Source organism: Streptomyces natalensis ATCC 27448, assembly GCF_000935125.1.
Classification (GTDB): domain Bacteria; phylum Actinomycetota; class Actinomycetes; order Streptomycetales; family Streptomycetaceae; genus Streptomyces; species Streptomyces natalensis.
Map to the genome: position 1 here is coordinate 108,397 of NZ_JRKI01000017.1, position 15,723 is coordinate 124,119.

13 protein-coding genes and 1 tRNA gene are annotated in these 15,723 nt (G+C 71.8%); 8 read left to right on the forward strand and 6 right to left on the reverse strand.

Annotated features, from left to right (window positions below):
• Window positions 1-262: 262 nt before the first annotated feature.
• Entirely contained in the window at window positions 263-1,318 is a 1,056-nt protein-coding gene (locus SNA_RS11650; protein WP_044364886.1) for an LLM class F420-dependent oxidoreductase, read from the reverse strand.
• Between the two features lie 226 nt (window positions 1,319-1,544).
• On the opposite strand from SNA_RS11650, the gene SNA_RS11655 reads away from it, so the two are divergent.
• Both SNA_RS11655 and SNA_RS11660 read left to right on the forward strand, forming a co-directional pair.
• Window positions 1,545-2,528: an aldo/keto reductase gene (locus SNA_RS11655; protein ID WP_030066666.1), complete on the forward strand. Its 984-nt coding sequence runs from the start codon at window positions 1,545-1,547 to the stop codon at window positions 2,526-2,528.
• Window positions 2,525-5,308 carry a helix-hairpin-helix domain-containing protein gene (locus SNA_RS11660; protein WP_044364689.1) on the forward strand — a complete coding sequence of 928 codons (2,784 nt, stop codon included), beginning with the start codon at window positions 2,525-2,527 and terminating at the stop codon, window positions 5,306-5,308. The genes SNA_RS11655 and SNA_RS11660 overlap by 4 nt, the downstream gene beginning before the upstream one ends.
• 348 nt (window positions 5,309-5,656) lie before the next feature.
• Here SNA_RS11660 and SNA_RS11665 read toward each other — a convergent pair whose 3' ends face one another.
• Window positions 5,657-6,337 (reverse strand): hypothetical protein, encoded by a 681-nt coding sequence (locus SNA_RS11665; protein WP_044364690.1) that lies wholly within the window; start codon window positions 6,335-6,337, stop codon window positions 5,657-5,659.
• 47 nt (window positions 6,338-6,384) lie between these two features.
• On the opposite strand from SNA_RS11665, the gene SNA_RS11670 reads away from it, so the two are divergent.
• The gene (locus SNA_RS11670) at window positions 6,385-6,573 is read left to right on the forward strand and encodes a DUF5703 family protein (protein ID WP_030066661.1); all 189 of its coding nucleotides are present in this window, start codon (window positions 6,385-6,387) and stop codon (window positions 6,571-6,573) included.
• Window positions 6,574-7,166: 593 nt separating this feature from the next.
• On the opposite strand, the gene SNA_RS11675 is transcribed toward SNA_RS11670, so the two are convergent.
• The 3 genes from SNA_RS11675 to SNA_RS11685 form a co-directional block, all read right to left on the reverse strand.
• Complete coding sequence (locus SNA_RS11675; protein WP_044364691.1) at window positions 7,167-8,096, reverse strand: chaplin; 930 nt, start codon at window positions 8,094-8,096, stop codon at window positions 7,167-7,169.
• Between the two features lie 206 nt (window positions 8,097-8,302).
• Complete coding sequence (chpH, locus tag SNA_RS11680; protein ID WP_030066658.1) at window positions 8,303-8,536, reverse strand: chaplin ChpH; 234 nt, start codon at window positions 8,534-8,536, stop codon at window positions 8,303-8,305.
• A gap of 471 nt (window positions 8,537-9,007) precedes the next feature.
• On the reverse strand, window positions 9,008-10,333 hold the full coding sequence (locus tag SNA_RS11685) for a M20/M25/M40 family metallo-hydrolase (protein ID WP_044364693.1): 1,326 nt from the start codon (window positions 10,331-10,333) through the stop codon (window positions 9,008-9,010).
• Window positions 10,334-10,795: 462 nt separating this feature from the next.
• Here SNA_RS11685 and SNA_RS11690 point away from each other — a divergent pair.
• Window positions 10,796-10,880 (forward strand) — tRNA-Leu (locus SNA_RS11690).
• A gap of 76 nt (window positions 10,881-10,956) precedes the next feature.
• Here the strand turns inward: SNA_RS11690 and SNA_RS11695 are convergent.
• Window positions 10,957-11,919, reverse strand: a complete 963-nt coding sequence (locus SNA_RS11695) for an MBL fold metallo-hydrolase (protein WP_044364695.1) — start codon at window positions 11,917-11,919, stop codon at window positions 10,957-10,959.
• Between the two features lie 162 nt (window positions 11,920-12,081).
• On the opposite strand from SNA_RS11695, the gene SNA_RS11700 reads away from it, so the two are divergent.
• The 4 genes from SNA_RS11700 to SNA_RS11715 all read left to right on the forward strand — a co-directional run bounded on the left by SNA_RS11700 (window position 12,082) and on the right by SNA_RS11715 (window position 15,720).
• Window positions 12,082-13,062, forward strand: a complete 981-nt coding sequence (locus SNA_RS11700) for an AraC family transcriptional regulator (protein WP_030071072.1) — start codon at window positions 12,082-12,084, stop codon at window positions 13,060-13,062.
• Window positions 13,063-13,169: 107 nt separating this feature from the next.
• On the forward strand, window positions 13,170-14,144 hold the full coding sequence (locus SNA_RS11705; RefSeq protein ID WP_030071074.1) for a pseudouridine synthase: 975 nt from the start codon (window positions 13,170-13,172) through the stop codon (window positions 14,142-14,144).
• Between the two features lie 87 nt (window positions 14,145-14,231).
• A complete protein-coding gene (locus tag SNA_RS11710) occupies window positions 14,232-14,924 on the forward strand; it encodes an HAD family hydrolase (protein WP_030071076.1) in 693 nt (230 codons plus the stop codon).
• A 34-nt stretch (window positions 14,925-14,958) separates the two neighbouring features.
• Entirely contained in the window at window positions 14,959-15,720 is a 762-nt protein-coding gene (locus tag SNA_RS11715; RefSeq protein WP_044364699.1) for a PIG-L deacetylase family protein, read from the forward strand.
• Window positions 15,721-15,723 lie beyond the last annotated feature (3 nt).

The following is a 15,723-nucleotide window of genomic DNA, read 5'->3' on the forward strand; positions in this document are numbered from 1 at the left end:
GCCGGTGCGCCCGTTGGTGCCCGGGCATGCGCCCGTTCGAACGACTCCCCCCGGTGGCGGCGGGGCGTAACCCGCACGCCACCGGAACGTTGTGCTGCGTGACGGCCGTGGCGGGGAAGACCCCCGAGCCCCCACCACGGCCGCAGCCCCGAGCGGCCCGGCGCCCACGCGCCGGGCCTTTGCGTGGGTGGGCCTGCCGGGTGCGTGGGCGGGCCTGCCGGGCCTCGGTGGCGTACGGCGGCCGGGACCGGCCCCCGCCGCCTCAGGCCACTCCGGCCCGCTCCACCGCCTCGATCCCGGCCCGCAGCGACGCCAGCCGCTCCTCCCTCGTGAAGCCCGCCGGGGCGAGCGACAGCGTGGTGACCCCGGCCGCCGCGTACGCCTGCATCCGCTCCGCGATCCGCTCGACCGAGCCGAGCAGCGTGGTCTGGTCGATCAGCCGCTCCGGGATGGCCGCGGCCGCGCCCTCCTTGTCGCCGGACAGGTACTTGTCCTGGATCTCGGCGGCCTCCTTCTCGTAGCCCATCCGCTGCGCGAGCTGGTTGTAGAAGTTCTGCTTGCGGCTGCCCATGCCGCCCACGTACAGCGCGGTGTACGGCCGGAACATATCGGCCAGCGCGCTGACATCCTTGTCCTGGCCGACCGCGAGCGGCAGCGTCGGACACACATCGAACCCGTCCAGCGTCTTGCCCGCCTGCTCGCGGCCCGCCCGGAGGTGCGCGACGGCGGTCTCCTCCAGATGTTCGGCCGACGGGAAGATCAGCAGCGCGCCGTCGGCGATCTCACCGGTCTGCCGGAGGTTCTTCGGGCCGATCGCCGCGATGTAGACGGGGATGTGCGCACGCTCCGGATGGACGGTGAGCTTCAGCGGCTTGCCGGGCCCGCCGGGCAGCGGCAGCGTCCAGTGCTCGCCCTCGTACGACAGCCGCTCACGGCTCATCGCCTTCCGTACGATCTCGACGTACTCACGGGTGCGCGACAGCGGCTTGTCGAACTTGACGCCGTACCAGCCCTCGGACACCTGCGGGCCGGACACCCCCAGCCCCAGCCGGAACCGGCCGCCGGAGAGCGAGTCGAGGGTCGCGGCCGTCATGGCGGTCGCCGCGGGCGTACGGGCGGGGATCTGGAAGATGCCCGACCCGATGTCGATCCGCTCGGTCTGGGCGGCGACCCAGGACAGTACGGTGGCGGCGTCCGATCCGTAGGCCTCGGCGGCCCAGCACACGGAATAACCGAGGCGGTCGGCCTCCTGCGCCACCGCGAGATTGTCCGCGTCCATCCCGGCGCCCCAGTAGCCGAGGTTGATGCCAAGCCTCATGCCCATGCCGCTCCCCTTACTCGTCAGTAACGTCTCTCCTGCGGGGGACTGTAGCGCGCACGCCGCACGCGCGTCAGCGACTGTTCCCCTCCGATCCGCACCACTCGGCCAACCGGCCCTCAGGCCCCCTCTCCCGGGGCCTCCATTGGGGCCTCTCCCGGGGCCTCTTCTGCCGGTTGTCCACAGGTTCCCTGATCGCGGCGCGCGGCGCGTAACCTCAGGGCCCATGGAGCAAAGGCACCTCGGCCGTACGGGCCTTCGCGTGTCCCGCCTCGGCCTGGGCACCCTCAACTGGGCACGCGACACCGACGAGCAGGAAGCCGCCGACCAGCTCAAGACCTTCTGGGAGGCGGGCGGCACGCTCGTCGACACCGCCGACATCTACGCCGACGGCGGCGCCGAATACCTCCTCGGCCGACTGACGGACGGCCTCATTCCGCGCGACGACCTGGTGATCGCCACCAAGGCGGGCAGCGTCCTGGAAACGGACCGCCGCGTCGACGGCTCCAGACGCCATCTCCTCGCCGCCCTCGACGCCTCCCTGGAGCGCCTGGACACCGATTACGCCGACCTGTGGCAGCTGCACGCCTTCGACCCGCACACCCCGCTGGAGGAGACGCTCGGGGCCCTCGACCTCGCGGTCACCAGCGGCCGGGCCCGCTATGTGGGGCTGGCGAACTTCTCCGGCTGGCAGCTCGCCAAGGCCGCCACCTGGCAGCTGTCCGCACCCGGCGTCCGCACCCGCCTGGCCAGTACGCAGATGGAATACTCCCTGCTCCAGCGCGGCGTGGAGCGCGAGGTGCTGCCCGCAGCCCTCGACCTGGGCATCGGCCTGCTGCCCTCCTCACCGCTCGGCCGCGGCGTCCTCACCGGCAAGTACCGCAACGCCACCCCCGCCGATTCCCGCGGTGCCTCGCAACATCTGGCGCCCTTCGTCGCCCCCTACCTGGACGAGACCGCGGGCCGCGTCGTGGAGGCCGTCAGCACCGCCGCCGACGGCCTCGCCGTCACCCCGCTCCAGGTCGCCCTCTCCTGGGTCCGCGACCGCCCCGGCGTCACCGCCCCGATCGTGGGCGCCCGCACAGCGCAGCAGCTCAGAGCGGCATTGTCAGTGGAGACCCTTAGTCTTCCTGACGAGATCCGCCGGGCGCTGGACGATGTATCGGCTCCGGTGCACCACTACCCCGACCACGACTGGAGCACGCTGTGACCACCGACCACCTCGCCGGCGACAACCCGCTCGAGCCGGAGGCCACAGGCGAGCGCGAGCCGGCGGCCACAGCCGAGGAGCGGACGGCCACCGCGGGCGGAACGGCTGAGGCGGATCAGGCCGGAACGGCTGAGGCGGGCGAGGCCGGGGCGGCTGAGACGAACGAGGCCCGGGCGGCTGAGACAGACGAGGCCGGGGCCGCTCAGGCGGACGAGCCGGCAGCGACACCCGCGGGCCTGGCGGACGAGGGGGCAGCGACACCCGCGGGCCTGGCGGGCGAGGGGGCAGGAGCAGCCGCGAGCCAGGGGAGCGAGGGACCAGCGGCAAGCACGGGTCAGGGGAGCGATCGGGCGGGGGAAGGCACCACAGCGAGCGCCGCGCCGGCTGCCGTGGCCAACCCCCCGGCTGCCACGTCCGGGGCGGCCCCGACGGCCGCGCAGCTGGCGGCGGCCGTACGGGCCGTGGAGAGCGGTGCACGCCCGGCCGCCTCGTTCTTCACCGGGCCCTCGCGCCCGACCGGACCGACGACCGCGAAGCGTCCCGCGGCAAAGCCGGAGGGTGCCCCGGCGGAGCGCAGCCGCCCGGGACCGGAGGTGACCGCGCAGCGCACGGCCACCCCACCGAGCGCTCCGCCCGCCGGTCCGGTATCCGCCTCGCAGTCGCCCGCCGCTCCCGCTGCGGCTCCCCGGCCCATCCCACCGACGGCAGCCGGGCTCGAAGGCGTACGGCAGATCCTGACCGAGGGCGGCGCCCCGGCGGCGCTGGCCGAAAAGACCGCGCAGGTACTGGGCGAGCGTGCCGCCGAGGCGCTGCGCGCCGACCCCTGGCAGCTGCTCGCCGTACCGGGCGTACGCCCCGACCAGGCCGACGGCTTCGCCCGCGCCCTCCTCGGCCCCGCCTGCGGCCCGGACGACGAGCGGCGCGCCCAGGCCCTGGTCCTGTGGCTGCTGGAACAGGCCGCCGTCGCGGGCCACTCCGCCCTTGAGGCATCCGCGCTGCGCGCCGCGCTCTCCCAGCGGGCCGTACCCGACCCCGACGCCGCCCTCGAAACAGCCATCACCGAAGGCGCGGTGCTGGTCTTCCAGGACGAGCTCGACACCCCGGGCCGCCCCCGCCCCACGGCCGACAGCGACGAGGAGGGCGAGGAAGAGCGCCCCGTCCAGATCCTGCTGGGCCTCGACCGCTTCGCAATGGCCGAGGAAAGCGTGGCCGACGGCCTGGCGCGGCTGCTCAACACCTTCGAAGCACCGTCCGACTTCGAGGCACCGTCCGACCAGGAAGCCCCGGGCATTGACGGGGAAACCCCGAGCGACGCGGAATCCCTGAGTACCCCGCACAGCTTGGGCACCCCTGACAGGCAGACGGCCGCCGAAGACACCGGAGACGCCGAGGCCGCCGGGGACGCCGGGGAGACACCCGACGCCGCCACTCCGCCCCACGACTCCGCAACCCCGCCAACCAACGACCACCACATCGGGGGCAACCACCACACCGAGGGCGGCCTCCCCACAACCCCATCCCGCACCTCCATCTCCCCTTCCCCCTCCCTCACCGCCTGGACGACCGCGGCGGCCGCCGCCCCGTCTCCCTCCGCCACCGCGCTGATCCGGGCCGCCGCAACCAGCGGCCTGGTGACGCACACCGGCGCCGAGGCGGCCCGCGCCGAACCGGCCGCCCTGATCGCCGCCGCCCGCTCCCTGGGACTTGCGGCCTACGGCGCCACCCACACCGAAAACGGCCGCCGCCGACTGGCCACCCATCTGGCCGAGGCCGCCCCCGGCGCACCTGCCGAGAGCCTCGACGCGGCATCGGTGACCGTTTCCGGGCTGCTGTCCGGCCAGGAAGGACCGGGCCGGGACGCCGAAGGCGCCCTCGCCCTCGACCTCCTGGTGGTCCTGGACGCCCCGCAACTGGACCTGGAATCCGCCGCCATGCTCGTCGAGTCGCTGGCCGACGGCACCCGGCTGATCCTCAGCGGCGACCCCGCCGTCCTGTGGTCCGGCGGCCCCGGCCGCCTCTTCGCCGACCTCCTCGCGGCCCGCTTCTGCCCCCAGGTGACCTCCCGCACCCCGGACTTCGACCCGATCGGCGAGCTGGCGTCGGGCATCGGCATCGGCGAGCTCAACGAGGTCGAGGCGCCCGGCAAGGAGGTGGTGATCGTCCCGGTGCACAACGCCGGCGAGGCGGTCCACCGCACGGTCCAGCTGGTCGCCGACTCCGTCCCCCGAGCGCTGGGCATCCCTGCCGACCAGACCCAGGTCATCACGGTTGGCCACGGAGGCGCGGCCGGCACCCGCGCGCTGAACGCCGCCCTGAAGGAACGCCTCAACCCCGGCCCCGGCCGCTTCGCCGGCTTCGACTCCGGCGACCGCATCGCCTACACCCCGGCACCCGGCCGTACGCTCCCCGGCACCATCACCGGCGCCGACGCCTCCGGCCTCCACCTCGACTGCGACGGCACCGCGCTCACCGTCCCCCGCGAACAGGTGGAGGCCGGCGCACTACGCCACGGCTGGGCCCTCACCGCCCACCAGGCGGTCGGCCGACGCTGGCCCGCCGCCGTGGTCGTCCTGCCCGGCGACGCGGCCGCCGGCCTGACCCGCGCCTGGGTCTACACCGCCTTCAGCCGGGGCGAACGCCATCTCTCCGTGGTCCAGGGCGCCGACCAGGCCCTCCCCCGCGCCGTCACCGAGATCCCCGCAAAGGACCGCACCACCCGCCTCCGCACCCTCCTCCGCCTCCAAAACCCCACCCCGGAATCACTCAGCGAAGGGAATTAATCACACTCCGTAAACGTTGCCGTAAAAAGGAAGGAACGCAGGCGGAAGGAAGGCAGGCGGCCCACAAGGCCAACCAATCAACCAACTCAACCAATCAACGCCTGCCAAGGCCCCAGCCACCCGCCGGTCACCGCGCACAACCCACCCCTACGGGACCCCACGGGAAACGCACCCCTACAGGCCGACCCCCAGCGGGTGGTGTGCCGCTTCGACCAGGTACAGGCGGGTTCGACCAGGTACAGGCGGGAAACGCACCCCGACGGGCAACGGCCGCCTCACATCACCGCTCCCCGTCACCCCGTCGGCACCCCGTCAACGTCACCGCTTCCCGGGTGCCGATCACCACCCTCACCGCTCCCGATCAAGCGGCTCCAGAAAGTCATCCTCGTCGCCCAGCTCTTCGTCGAAGACCGAGCTGACGTCGAAGCGGCACACCACCCGCTGGGGGTCGGCCTGGTCGAACGGCGCGGACAGCCATTCTCCCGGCTCGGCCGGATCGTCGGCGGCCGCCACCCACAGCGTGGAGTCGCCCTCCTCCAGGCCGAACTCCTTGTGCCGGGAGGCGATCTCGTCCGGTTCGAACTCCCCGAACAGCACCCCCAGCGCCGCATGCACGCTGGTGCCGACCACCCCCGCGGCCTCGCCCGAGCCGTTCGACGTCGCTTCGTCGACAGCGTCCGGGTCGAGATCGGCGATGCGCTGCGCCTGATGCAGCAGCCGCTGAGGGTGGGCGACGGTGTAGTCGCGCCGGATCAGCACGCTGAGCGCGTTCGGTTCCTCGGGGCCCGCGTAGGCGGGCAGGGTCTCGTTCCCGGGGATCTCGAAGGGGGTGACCTCGTCGTGGGCGTCGTAGAGCAGCTCGTCATAGGCCTCAGCCGCCGCGGCGAGCTCGTCGAACGCGGCGTAGACGGCCGGGTCGTCCGGCCCCGAGCGGCGTTCGACCGCGTCGAGGTGACGGTCCAGCGCGGCTTTTACCGCCTCTGCGGCGGCACGTACCTCGGCAGCGGAAGGCTGCGCAGCATCAGACATAGTGCAGACGCTATCCGTACCGGGGCCGGTCCCGCACAATAGATGCGATGCCGGAATACGAATTCTGCGATGTGTATGTGCCCCGGGGGGTCTCCCGGTCGGCCGCCACACGCCTGCTGACCGACCATGCCGAGTACGGGCACTGGGAGTTGGACCGCCTCCGCCTGAACCCCGACGGCAGCCGCAAGGTGCGGCTGCGCCGCCGGATCATCCGACAGCTCCGCGCCACGTGGTGATCACTCACCCGCGCCACTTGGTGGCTGCCCGCCCGCGCCACGCGGTGGCCCCGAGGCGTGCCACGTGGTGACCGCCTAGCCGCGCCAGGTGCCTACCGCTGGGCTCGGCCTGGCCGAGCCACGTCGCGCCTTCCGCCTGCTACGCATGGTGCCCCCGCGCCAGGAAGTAACCACGCCGGCCACGGGCCGGCGCATCGGGGGCAGCCAGGGGCCGGCCACCGGGTAGGCGCGCGAGGGCCGCAAAAGCGAGCGGGCCCCTGTCGCCGCCCCAAGGTTGTAGCAGGCGGAAGGTCTGTGCCGAGCCCAGACGTGGCGGGGCCAGACCGAGCCCAAGGGGCACACCCGGTCTGCCCAAGGGGCACAGCGGCCTGAGGGTCCGGAGATGCCGGGTCGGTCGTACCAGGCCAGGCGCAGGTCGTACCAGGCCAGGCGCAGGTCGTACCAGGCCAGGCGCAGCAGAGCGGGCCCCGTGGCGACAGGGGCCCGCTCTTTTTTCGTGTTTTCGCTTCTTGGTCCGCGCTATGCGATCCACACCGTGCGTCCGCCCTTGGCGGTGCGCGCTATGTGGTGCGGATCACCGGATGTGGCGCGGATCAGCGGCGGGCGGTGCGCGCCCGGCGGTAGAGCACGGCGCCGCCGAGCAGCAGTCCGGCGCTGGCCGGTACCGCGTAGCCGATCATGTCGGCGCCGGTGTGGGCGAGATGCGCGCCGGGCTGCGGACCCGTACCGGGCTCCGGGGTCGCGGTCTCCGACCCGCCCTGGTGGCCCGGGTGGTGCGAGCCGCCCGGTGCCGAGGGCTGCCCCGGCGTCGGGTGACCCGGCTGGCCTGGGTTGCCAGGGTGACCGGGCTGACCCGGGTGGCCGGGCTGGCCGGGGTTGCCAGGCTGACCAGGGTGGCCCGGCTGGCCGGGATGGCCCGGGTGACCGGGGTGTCCCGGGTGGCCAGGCTGACCCGGGTGACCCGGGTGACCCGGGTGACCGGGGTGACCGGGGTGACCGGGGTGCCCCGGGTGGCCCGGGTGCCCCGGGTGGTGTGAGCCGCCCGGCGACTGGGGGCCTGATTCGTTGCCGCAGTCGTTGCCGTAGGTCGGGTTCAGCAGGCCGACGACGTCGACGGAGTTCCCGCAGACGTTCACCGGGACGTGGACCGGCACCTGGACGGTGTTGCCCGAGGCGACGCCCGGCGAGCCGGCGGTTCCGCCGTGGGCGCCGGAGCCGCCGTGGCTGCCGGAGCCACCCGGCTGACTGTGACCGTGGCCATGGTGACCGCCACCGTGCTTGCCGCCGTTGGTGCAGTGATTGCCGAACGCGGGGTTCAGCACCCCGACGACGTTGACGGTGTTCCCGCACACGTTGACCGGTGCGTCGACCGGCACCTGGACGGTGTTACCGGAGCCGACGCCCGGTGAATTCGCCGCGAAGCCCGACGCTCCGGAGGCCGCGTGGGCGTTTCCGGTGAGGGCGGCGAGCACGCCACCCGCGGCGGCGATCGTGATCAGGCCCTTTCGTGCGACCTGTCTCATAGGTTTTCCCCTGCCTAGTGCCTTACAGGAAAGCGTCCGAGGGGATCCATACGGAACGGCCCCCGGCACAGAAATACCCAGGGCTCCGGAATGCACGACCTGCATCCCGGAGCCGACCTGGATCAGGCCCTTACTCCGGGCCGATGCGCAACGTCAGAGAACGTCAGAACGTCAAGGACGTCGGAACGTCAATGGACGTCAGAACGTCACTTGTTGATGCAGGTGTTGCCGAAGGCCGGGTTCAGCAGCCCGATCACGGAGATCGTGTTTCCGCAGACGTTCACCGGGACGTGGACCGGCACCTGGACGGTGTTGCCGGAAGCCACACCAGGGGAGTTCAGGGACGCGCCCTGGGCACCCGAGTCGGCAACGGCCAGGCCCGCACCGGCAAATACGAGACCGCCGGTGATTGCCGCAGCGGCGACGATCTTCTTGATCATTGTTCCTCCTTGTAGGCAATGCGATCCCAGCCGCGGACCGCACTCACTGCAACGAGGTCGGTGCGTTGAAGCTACGAACACATCGCAGCATTCACCCGTTTCAGTGAATTCGATGCGAATGGTAGGAAGTTCGCACCGAATAAGGCACTGGGAAAGGAACCGGGCTTCGAATTCGGCAGGCCGACATCGCCCCGGGCTCCCCGGTCGGTGTCCCCTGGCCCCCCCCGACCTCCCCCGACCTCCCCCGGCCTCCCCCGGCCTCCCCCGGCCTCCCGAAGTCTCCGCCAACCAGCCCCTTGGTCATCTCCCCCTGACAGTCCCCCTGTTCAGCCAATGCTCCACACAACAGCCCGCGTCGCTCCGTGCGTTCTGCTGCATGCGTTCCGCTCCATGCGTTCCGCTGCATACGTGCCGTTGCATGCGCTCCCCGCCGTGCCGCACGAATGGCGGGAACGTCGGACGATCGAGCCCTCAGCTCTGATCGATGAAGCGGTCCAGCACCCGCACCCCGAACTTCAGCCCGTCCACCGGCACCCGCTCGTCCACTCCGTGGAACATCCCGGCGAAGTCCAGCTCCGGCGGCAGCTTCAGCGGTGCGAAGCCGAATCCGCGGATGCCGAGGTCGTCGAAGGATTTGGCGTCCGTACCGGCGGAGAGCATGTACGGCACGGCCCGCGCGATCGGGTCCTCGGCCTGGAGGGCCGACTGCATGGCCTCGACCAGCGCCCCGTCGAAGGTGGTCTCCAGGGCCTTGTCGGCGTGGACGTCCTCCCGCTTGACGCGGGGGCCGAGGATGCGGTCCAGGTCGGCCAGGAACTCCTCCTCGTAGCCCGGCAGGAATCGGCCGTCGACATGCGCGGTGGCCTGCCCCGGGATCACGTTGACCTTGTAGCCGGCGCCGAGTTGCGTCGGATTGGCGGTGTTCCGCAGCGAGGCGCCGATCAGCTTGGCGATACCACCGAGCTTGGCCAGGGTGGCGTCCATGTTCTCCGGGTCGAGTTCGGTGCCCAGCGCGTCCCCGAGCTGGTCCAGGAACGACCGCAGCGTCTTGGTCACGCGTACGGGGAACTCGTACCGCCCCAACCGCCCGACGGCTTCGGACAGTTCGGTGATCGCGTTGTCCTTGTGGATCATCGAACCGTGCCCGGCGTTGCCGTCGACGGTCAGCTTCATCCAGTGCATGCCCTTCTGGGCCGTCTCGATCAGATACAGCCGTACCTGCTCGTTGACGGTGAAGGAGAAGCCTCCGACCTCGCTGATCGCCTCCGTCACGCCCTCGAAGAGCTCGGGATGCTTGTCGACGAGGAACCGCGCACCGTAGGTGCCGCCCGCCTCCTCGTCGGCGAGGAAGGCCAGCACGATGTCCCGCGGCGGCTTCCGCCCCGTGCGCAGCCGGTCGCGTACGACGGCCAGCGTCATCGCGTCCATGTCCTTCATGTCGACCGCGCCCCGGCCCCAGACGCAGCCGTCGGCGATCTCCCCGGAGAAGGGGTGGTGGGTCCAGTCGTCGGCGTTGGCCGGTACGACGTCGGTGTGGCCGTGGATGAGCAGCGCGGGCCGTGAACGGTCCTCGCCCTCGATACGGGCGACGGTCGAGGCCCGGCCCTTGTGCGATTCAAAGATCTGCGGCTCCAGCCCGACCTCGGCGAGCTTCTCCGCGACGTACTCGGCGGCGGCCCGTTCACCCGGTCCGGAGTGGTCGCCGTAGTTGCTGGTGTCCATTCTGATCAGATCCCGGCAGAGGTCGACGACCTCGTCCTCACCAGTGACCGTACGGACCGGCTGCGACTCGCTCATGCCGAAACCTCGCTTCGCTCGGCCCCGCATTCGCGGGGCTCGCACCTCTCCATGGCTCGCTCGCGGAGCTCGCTCATGCTGAAACCTCGCTTCGCCCGGCCCCGCATTCGCAGGGCTCGCACCTCTCCATGGCTCGCTCGCGGAGCTCGCTCATGCTGAAACCTCGCTTCGCCCGGCCCCGCATTCGCAGGGCTCGCACCTCTCCATGGCTCGCTCGCGGAGCTCGCTCACAGTGCCTCCTCTTGGTTCACGGCCGCGGCGCGTTCCCCGGGGGAGCGCGGCCACGGCGGGGGTCCACCGCCATCCTCCCCCTCCTGCCCGTCACGCCCAAGGCCGCAATCCTCCGTACATGTGCTGGTCACAAGCTCGCGTCCGGCGAGATGTACGCGTGATCGACCACCCCCGAAGGTTTGCTATTGTTTTCTCCGTCGGAACGGCCCAGGCCGGAACGGCAGACACCTGGTCCGGGTGGCGGAATGGCAGACGCGCTAGCTTGAGGTGCTAGTGCCCTTTATCGGGCGTGGGGGTTCAAGTCCCCCCTCGGACACATAGCGACATAGCACATAGCCAAGAAGGCATCACCGGCGGGCCGTGATCAATCGATCACGGCCCGCTGTGCTGCATCACCCCTCGGCCTGACCCCGCGATTCGACGCCCGGCTCCGTGTCGTAAGCCGCCCACGCGCCGAGGGCGAACCCGCTGCCTTGCCGACGGACTTGCACGGCGCCGGGGCCGCCGAAGTGGGCGGGGACGACGAGTTCCCGTTCGGTGGCGGCCCGCTCAAGGATGCGGTGGCGGGAGGCCGCGGCTTGTTCGGGGTGCAGGCAGAAGCAGCTGTTGCAGGCGGGCTGGAGGATCTGGACCGGGCTGTGCAGAAGGTCGCCGACGAAGACCGCCCGGTCGTCGCCGGATGCGAGCCGGAGCACGGAGGAGCCAGGGGTGTGGCCGGGCGCGGACTCCAGGGTGAGGTGTTCGTCGATGCGGTGGGTGCCGTCCCACAGCAGGGCCTGTCCGGCCCGGTGGATGGGCGCGATGCTGTCCTCGTAGATCAGCGGGTCGTTCTCGCGCAGGCCGTTGCCGTAGGCGTTGTCCGGGCCGTAGTGGGCGTTGTCGGCGGCCGGAATGAGGTACTGGGCGTGGGGGAATGCCGGGACCCACTCGCCGTCGGCGTCCACGGTGTTCCAGCCGACGTGGTCGCCGTGGATGTGGGTGTTGACGACGACGTCGACGTCCTGCGGGCGGATGCCGGCCCGCGCCAGCTGGTCGAGGAAGTCGCCCTGTAGGTGGTGGAAGTGCGGCGCGCCGGGGCGCTCGCGGCCGTTGCCGACCCCGGTGTCGACCAGGATGGTCCGCCCTGCGCTGCGCAGTGCCCAGGTCTGCACGGTGACCACCGCCCGGTCGCTGTCGGGCTCCCAGTGGTCCGGCGCCAGCCAGTCCGCGTTGTCCTTCCAGAGCTCGGCGGTGGAGTCCGGGACGATCGCGCGGGCGGGGACGAACGCCTCCTGCCATTCGATGATCCGGATGATCTCGACGTTTCCGAGCTTGAAGCGTTGCGGCGGGCTCTGGATCTGGATCTTGTTTCTCATGTGGTCGACCTTAGGGAGGGGCGGTGAGCGTCTCAATGCCCGTTTTGCTCAGCTGGATACGTGTGCGTCTCACGTTTGAGGCGTGGTGGGGGGAGCGGTGGGGCGTGGTGGGGGCTTGGTGGGCCTATGTCGGTGGCCGTACGGCGGAGATACGGTGGCCGGATGGATGTGGTGAGCGACGCGATTTCGGCCGTGCGCATCGGGCGCCCCTCCTCCAACCGGGTTCGGGTGAGCGGGAGTTGGTGTGCGCGGCTGGCTCCGTATGACGGGGCGGGATTTCATGTGATGGTGGAGGGCGGGTGCTGGCTGTTGCCCGACGGCGGCGCGCCGGTCCTGCTCGGGGCGGGTGATGTGGTGCTGTTGCCGCACGGGACGGGGCATGTGACCGCCGACTCTCCCGTGGATGCGGTGGCCGTGGAGCGGGCGGTGCCGTTCGACCGGTGGCTGGAGGGTGGGGGGCCGGGGGTCCGGCCTGCCGGCGGTGCGGGAGAGGCGGAGGGGGAGGCCGAGGTCGAAGGGGAGGCCGAGGTCGAGATGTTGTGCGGCAAGTACCGGCTCGACCGCAGTCGCGTGCACCCGCTGATGGCCGAGCTGCCGACGGTCGTCCACCTGCCGCATCGCGTGGGCAGTCATCCCGAACTGCGGGCCGCCATCGATCTGTTGGGGCGCGAGCTGGATGCGCAGCGGCCCGGGTCGTGTGTGGCGGTTCCCAGCCTGCTCGACCTGCTGCTCGTCTATATGATCCGTTCCTGGATGACCGAGGGCACGACCGGCGCCTGGCCCGCCGTGCTGGGCGACCCGGTGGCGGCGGCCGCCCTGCGGGCGCTGCACTCGGATCCGGCGGCCCCGTGGAGCAATGACCGGCTGGCCGCCGCGGCGGGCGTCTCCCGTCCCACGCTGGCGCGCCGGTTCAGCACGCTGGTCGGCCGCCCTCCGATGGCGTACCTCACGTGGTGGCGGCTGACCTTCGCGGCCGCGCTGCTGCGTGACACCTCCGACTCCCTGGCCACCGTCGCCCGCCGCGTCGGTTACGGCAGCCCGTATGCCCTCTCGCACGCCTTCAACAGGGAGTTCGGGACGACGCCCGGACGGTATCGGGCGGAGCGGGGCGGTGTGGGGAGTGGCGGGGCGGTGTCGGCCTGAGTGGGGGTGAGCCGGGGCGTCACCGGGCACGGCAGATCGCCCCGTACACGTCAAGCCGTCCGTGCGCGGCTTGAGAATCCGCACCCGGCTGGGGTTCCCTTGACCTCGTGAGACGCCGATCCCCTCTTCCGCCCGCCCCGCTCCCCCAGCGTGACGGGATCGATCCCGTGCGGGTGCGGTTGCCCGCCGACCCGGAGGGGGCGTGGGGGACGGTCGGGGAGCATCTGGTCGAGCGGTTTCGGGGGGCTCTTGGGGTCGGGCGGGTGGCGGCCATGCTGCGGGACGGGCGGTTTGTCGGGGTGGAGGGGGTCCTGAGGGGGGACGAGCCGTACATCGCCGGGCGGTTTGTGTGGTTTCACCGGGACTTTGCGCCGGAGGTGCCGGTGCCGTTCGCGGTGGGGGTGGTGTATCGGGACGAGCGGATCGTGGTGGCCGACAAACCGCACTTTCTCGCCACGACGCCGCGTGGGCGGCATATCACCGAGACCGCGCTGGCCCGGCTGCGGCGGGATCTCGGGCTGCCCGCGTTGCAGCCCGCGCACCGGCTGGACCGGCTGACGGCGGGGCTGGCGCTGTTCGTCGTACGGCCCGGGGACCGGGGGGCGTATCAGGGGCTGTTCGCCGAGCGGCGGGTGCGCAAGGAGTACGAGGCGGTGGCGCCGTACGACGCCGGGGTGGCGCTGCCGGTGACGGTGCGCAGCCGGATCGTGAAGGAGCGGGGGGTGCTGGCCGCGCAGGAGGTGGCCGGTGAGCCCAATGCGGAGAGCCGGATCGAGCTGGTGGAGCGGTGCGGTGGGCTGGGGCGTTACCGGCTGCTGCCGACCACGGGGCGTACCCATCAGCTGAGGGTGCACATGAATCGGCTGGGGCTGCCGATCCTGCATGATCCGGTGTATCCCGTGGTGCGGGAGGAGGGGCCGGAGCGGGAGTCCGGGGATTTCGGGGCGCCGCTGCAACTGCTGGCCAGGCGGCTGGAGTTCACCGATCCGGTGGACGGGCGGGTGAGGCGGTTCGAGAGCGCGCTGCGGCTGGCGGCCTGGGACGGCCCGGTGCCCTCCCCCGGGCTCTCGGTTCAGCTGTAGCAGGGCCCATCGCCGCGCCGATATTCCGGTGCGGGGCCGTGGGGGCGTGCTTAGGCTGCCCGGGTTGCCGATGGGGAGGAGCCCGGGGTGCTGATTTTTGATGCGGACGACACGTTGTGGGAGAACAACGTGATCTTCGAGCGGGTCATCGAGGAGTTTCTGGACTGGATGGTCCTGCCGGGGGCGGAGGGAACGGCGCGACTCGACCGGGGCGGGGTGCGGGAGGCGCTCGACGGGATCGAGGCGGCCAATGCGGTCACCCACGGGTACGGGAGCAAGGTGTTTCTGCACAGCCTCGGGGAGTGTGTGGCGCGGCTGCGGGGGCGGGCGGCCACGGCCGAGGAGACGGCGCGGATCGCGGGGTGGGCGGCGGCGTTCGAGGCCGATCATGTGGAACTGATACCCGGGGTGCCGGAGACGCTCGCGGAGTTGGCGCGGCGGCATGAGTTGCTGCTGCTGACCAAGGGGGAGCGGGAGGAACAGGCGCGGAAGGTGGCGGCGTCCGGGCTGACGGGGCACTTCAAGGGTGTGCACATCGTGGCGGAGAAGGACGTGACCACGTATGAGGAGCTGGTGCGCGCCTATGGGCTGGTGCCCGGCTCGACGTGGATGATCGGGAACTCCCCCAAGTCGGATGTCCTGCCCGCGCGGGCGGCCGGGCTGAATGCCGTCTTCATCCCGAACGACAACACCTGGGTGCTGGAGCACGGCGAGCTGGATCCGGCCGATGAGAAGGTGTTGCGGCTGGCGGCGTTCGGGGAGTTGGCGGAGCACTTCTGAGGCGGGCCGCATACCCGTGGTGAAGGATGGGCCCATGGCGACCCTTCTCGCGTTTCATGCGCATCCCGATGACGAGGTGCTGCTGACCGGCGGCACGCTGGCCCGTGCCGCGGCGGAAGGCCACCGGGTGGTGGTCGTGGTGGCCGCCGACGGTCTCATGGGGGCCCGGCCTGCGGAGGGTGAGCCGCCGCGGATGGCGGAGCTGCGGGCGAGTGCCGCGGTGCTGGGTGTGGCGCGTGTGGTGCACCTCGGTTATGCGGACAGCGGGCACGGTCCGGTGCTCTTTCCGGATCCGCCGGACCGGCCGCGGTTCGTCCGGGCGGATCCGGAGGAGGCGGCCGGCCGGCTGGCGGCGGTGCTGCGCGAGGAGGGGGCGGACGTCCTGGTGAGCTATGACGCCAACGGGGGCTACGGCCATCGGGACCATGTCAGGGTGCATCGGGTCGGCCGGCGGGCCGCCGCCCTGGCCGGGGTTCCGCGCGTGCTGGAGGCCACCGTGCCGCGGGACACGGTCGAGCGGCTGGTGCGGCTGGTGCGGGCGTTGCGGATTCCGTTCCGGTACGAGGACGCAGCGTTGTGTGACCGCTTCAGTGCGCGCCGGGAGATCACCCACACCATCGACGTCCGGCGCTTCGCGCGGCAGAAGCAGGCCGCGCTGGCGGCACATCGGTCGCAGGTGGCGGGGACCGGCCGGCTCGCGCCGGTGCTGCGGGCGCTGGTGCGCCTGCCGGTCCCCGTCTTCGGGCTGCTGCTGGGGCGGGAGTGGTTCACGGAGGTGCCCCGCCGGGCGGCGTAGGCG

Coding starts and splice junctions, on each gene's coding strand:
- SNA_RS11650 (WP_044364886.1), bottom strand. CDS start 1,318: ATGAGGCTTGGCATCAACCTCGGCTACTGGGGCGCCGGGATGGACGCG.
- SNA_RS11655 (WP_030066666.1), top strand. CDS start 1,545: ATGGAGCAAAGGCACCTCGGCCGTACGGGCCTTCGCGTGTCCCGCCTC.
- SNA_RS11665 (WP_044364690.1), bottom strand. CDS start 6,337: ATGTCTGATGCTGCGCAGCCTTCCGCTGCCGAGGTACGTGCCGCCGCA.
- SNA_RS11670 (WP_030066661.1), top strand. CDS start 6,385: ATGCCGGAATACGAATTCTGCGATGTGTATGTGCCCCGGGGGGTCTCC.
- SNA_RS11675 (WP_044364691.1), bottom strand. CDS start 8,096: ATGAGACAGGTCGCACGAAAGGGCCTGATCACGATCGCCGCCGCGGGT.
- chpH (WP_030066658.1), bottom strand. CDS start 8,536: ATGATCAAGAAGATCGTCGCCGCTGCGGCAATCACCGGCGGTCTCGTA.
- SNA_RS11685 (WP_044364693.1), bottom strand. CDS start 10,333: ATGAGCGAGTCGCAGCCGGTCCGTACGGTCACTGGTGAGGACGAGGTC.
- SNA_RS11695 (WP_044364695.1), bottom strand. CDS start 11,919: ATGAGAAACAAGATCCAGATCCAGAGCCCGCCGCAACGCTTCAAGCTC.
- SNA_RS11700 (WP_030071072.1), top strand. CDS start 12,082: ATGGATGTGGTGAGCGACGCGATTTCGGCCGTGCGCATCGGGCGCCCC.
- SNA_RS11715 (WP_044364699.1), top strand. CDS start 14,959: ATGGCGACCCTTCTCGCGTTTCATGCGCATCCCGATGACGAGGTGCTG.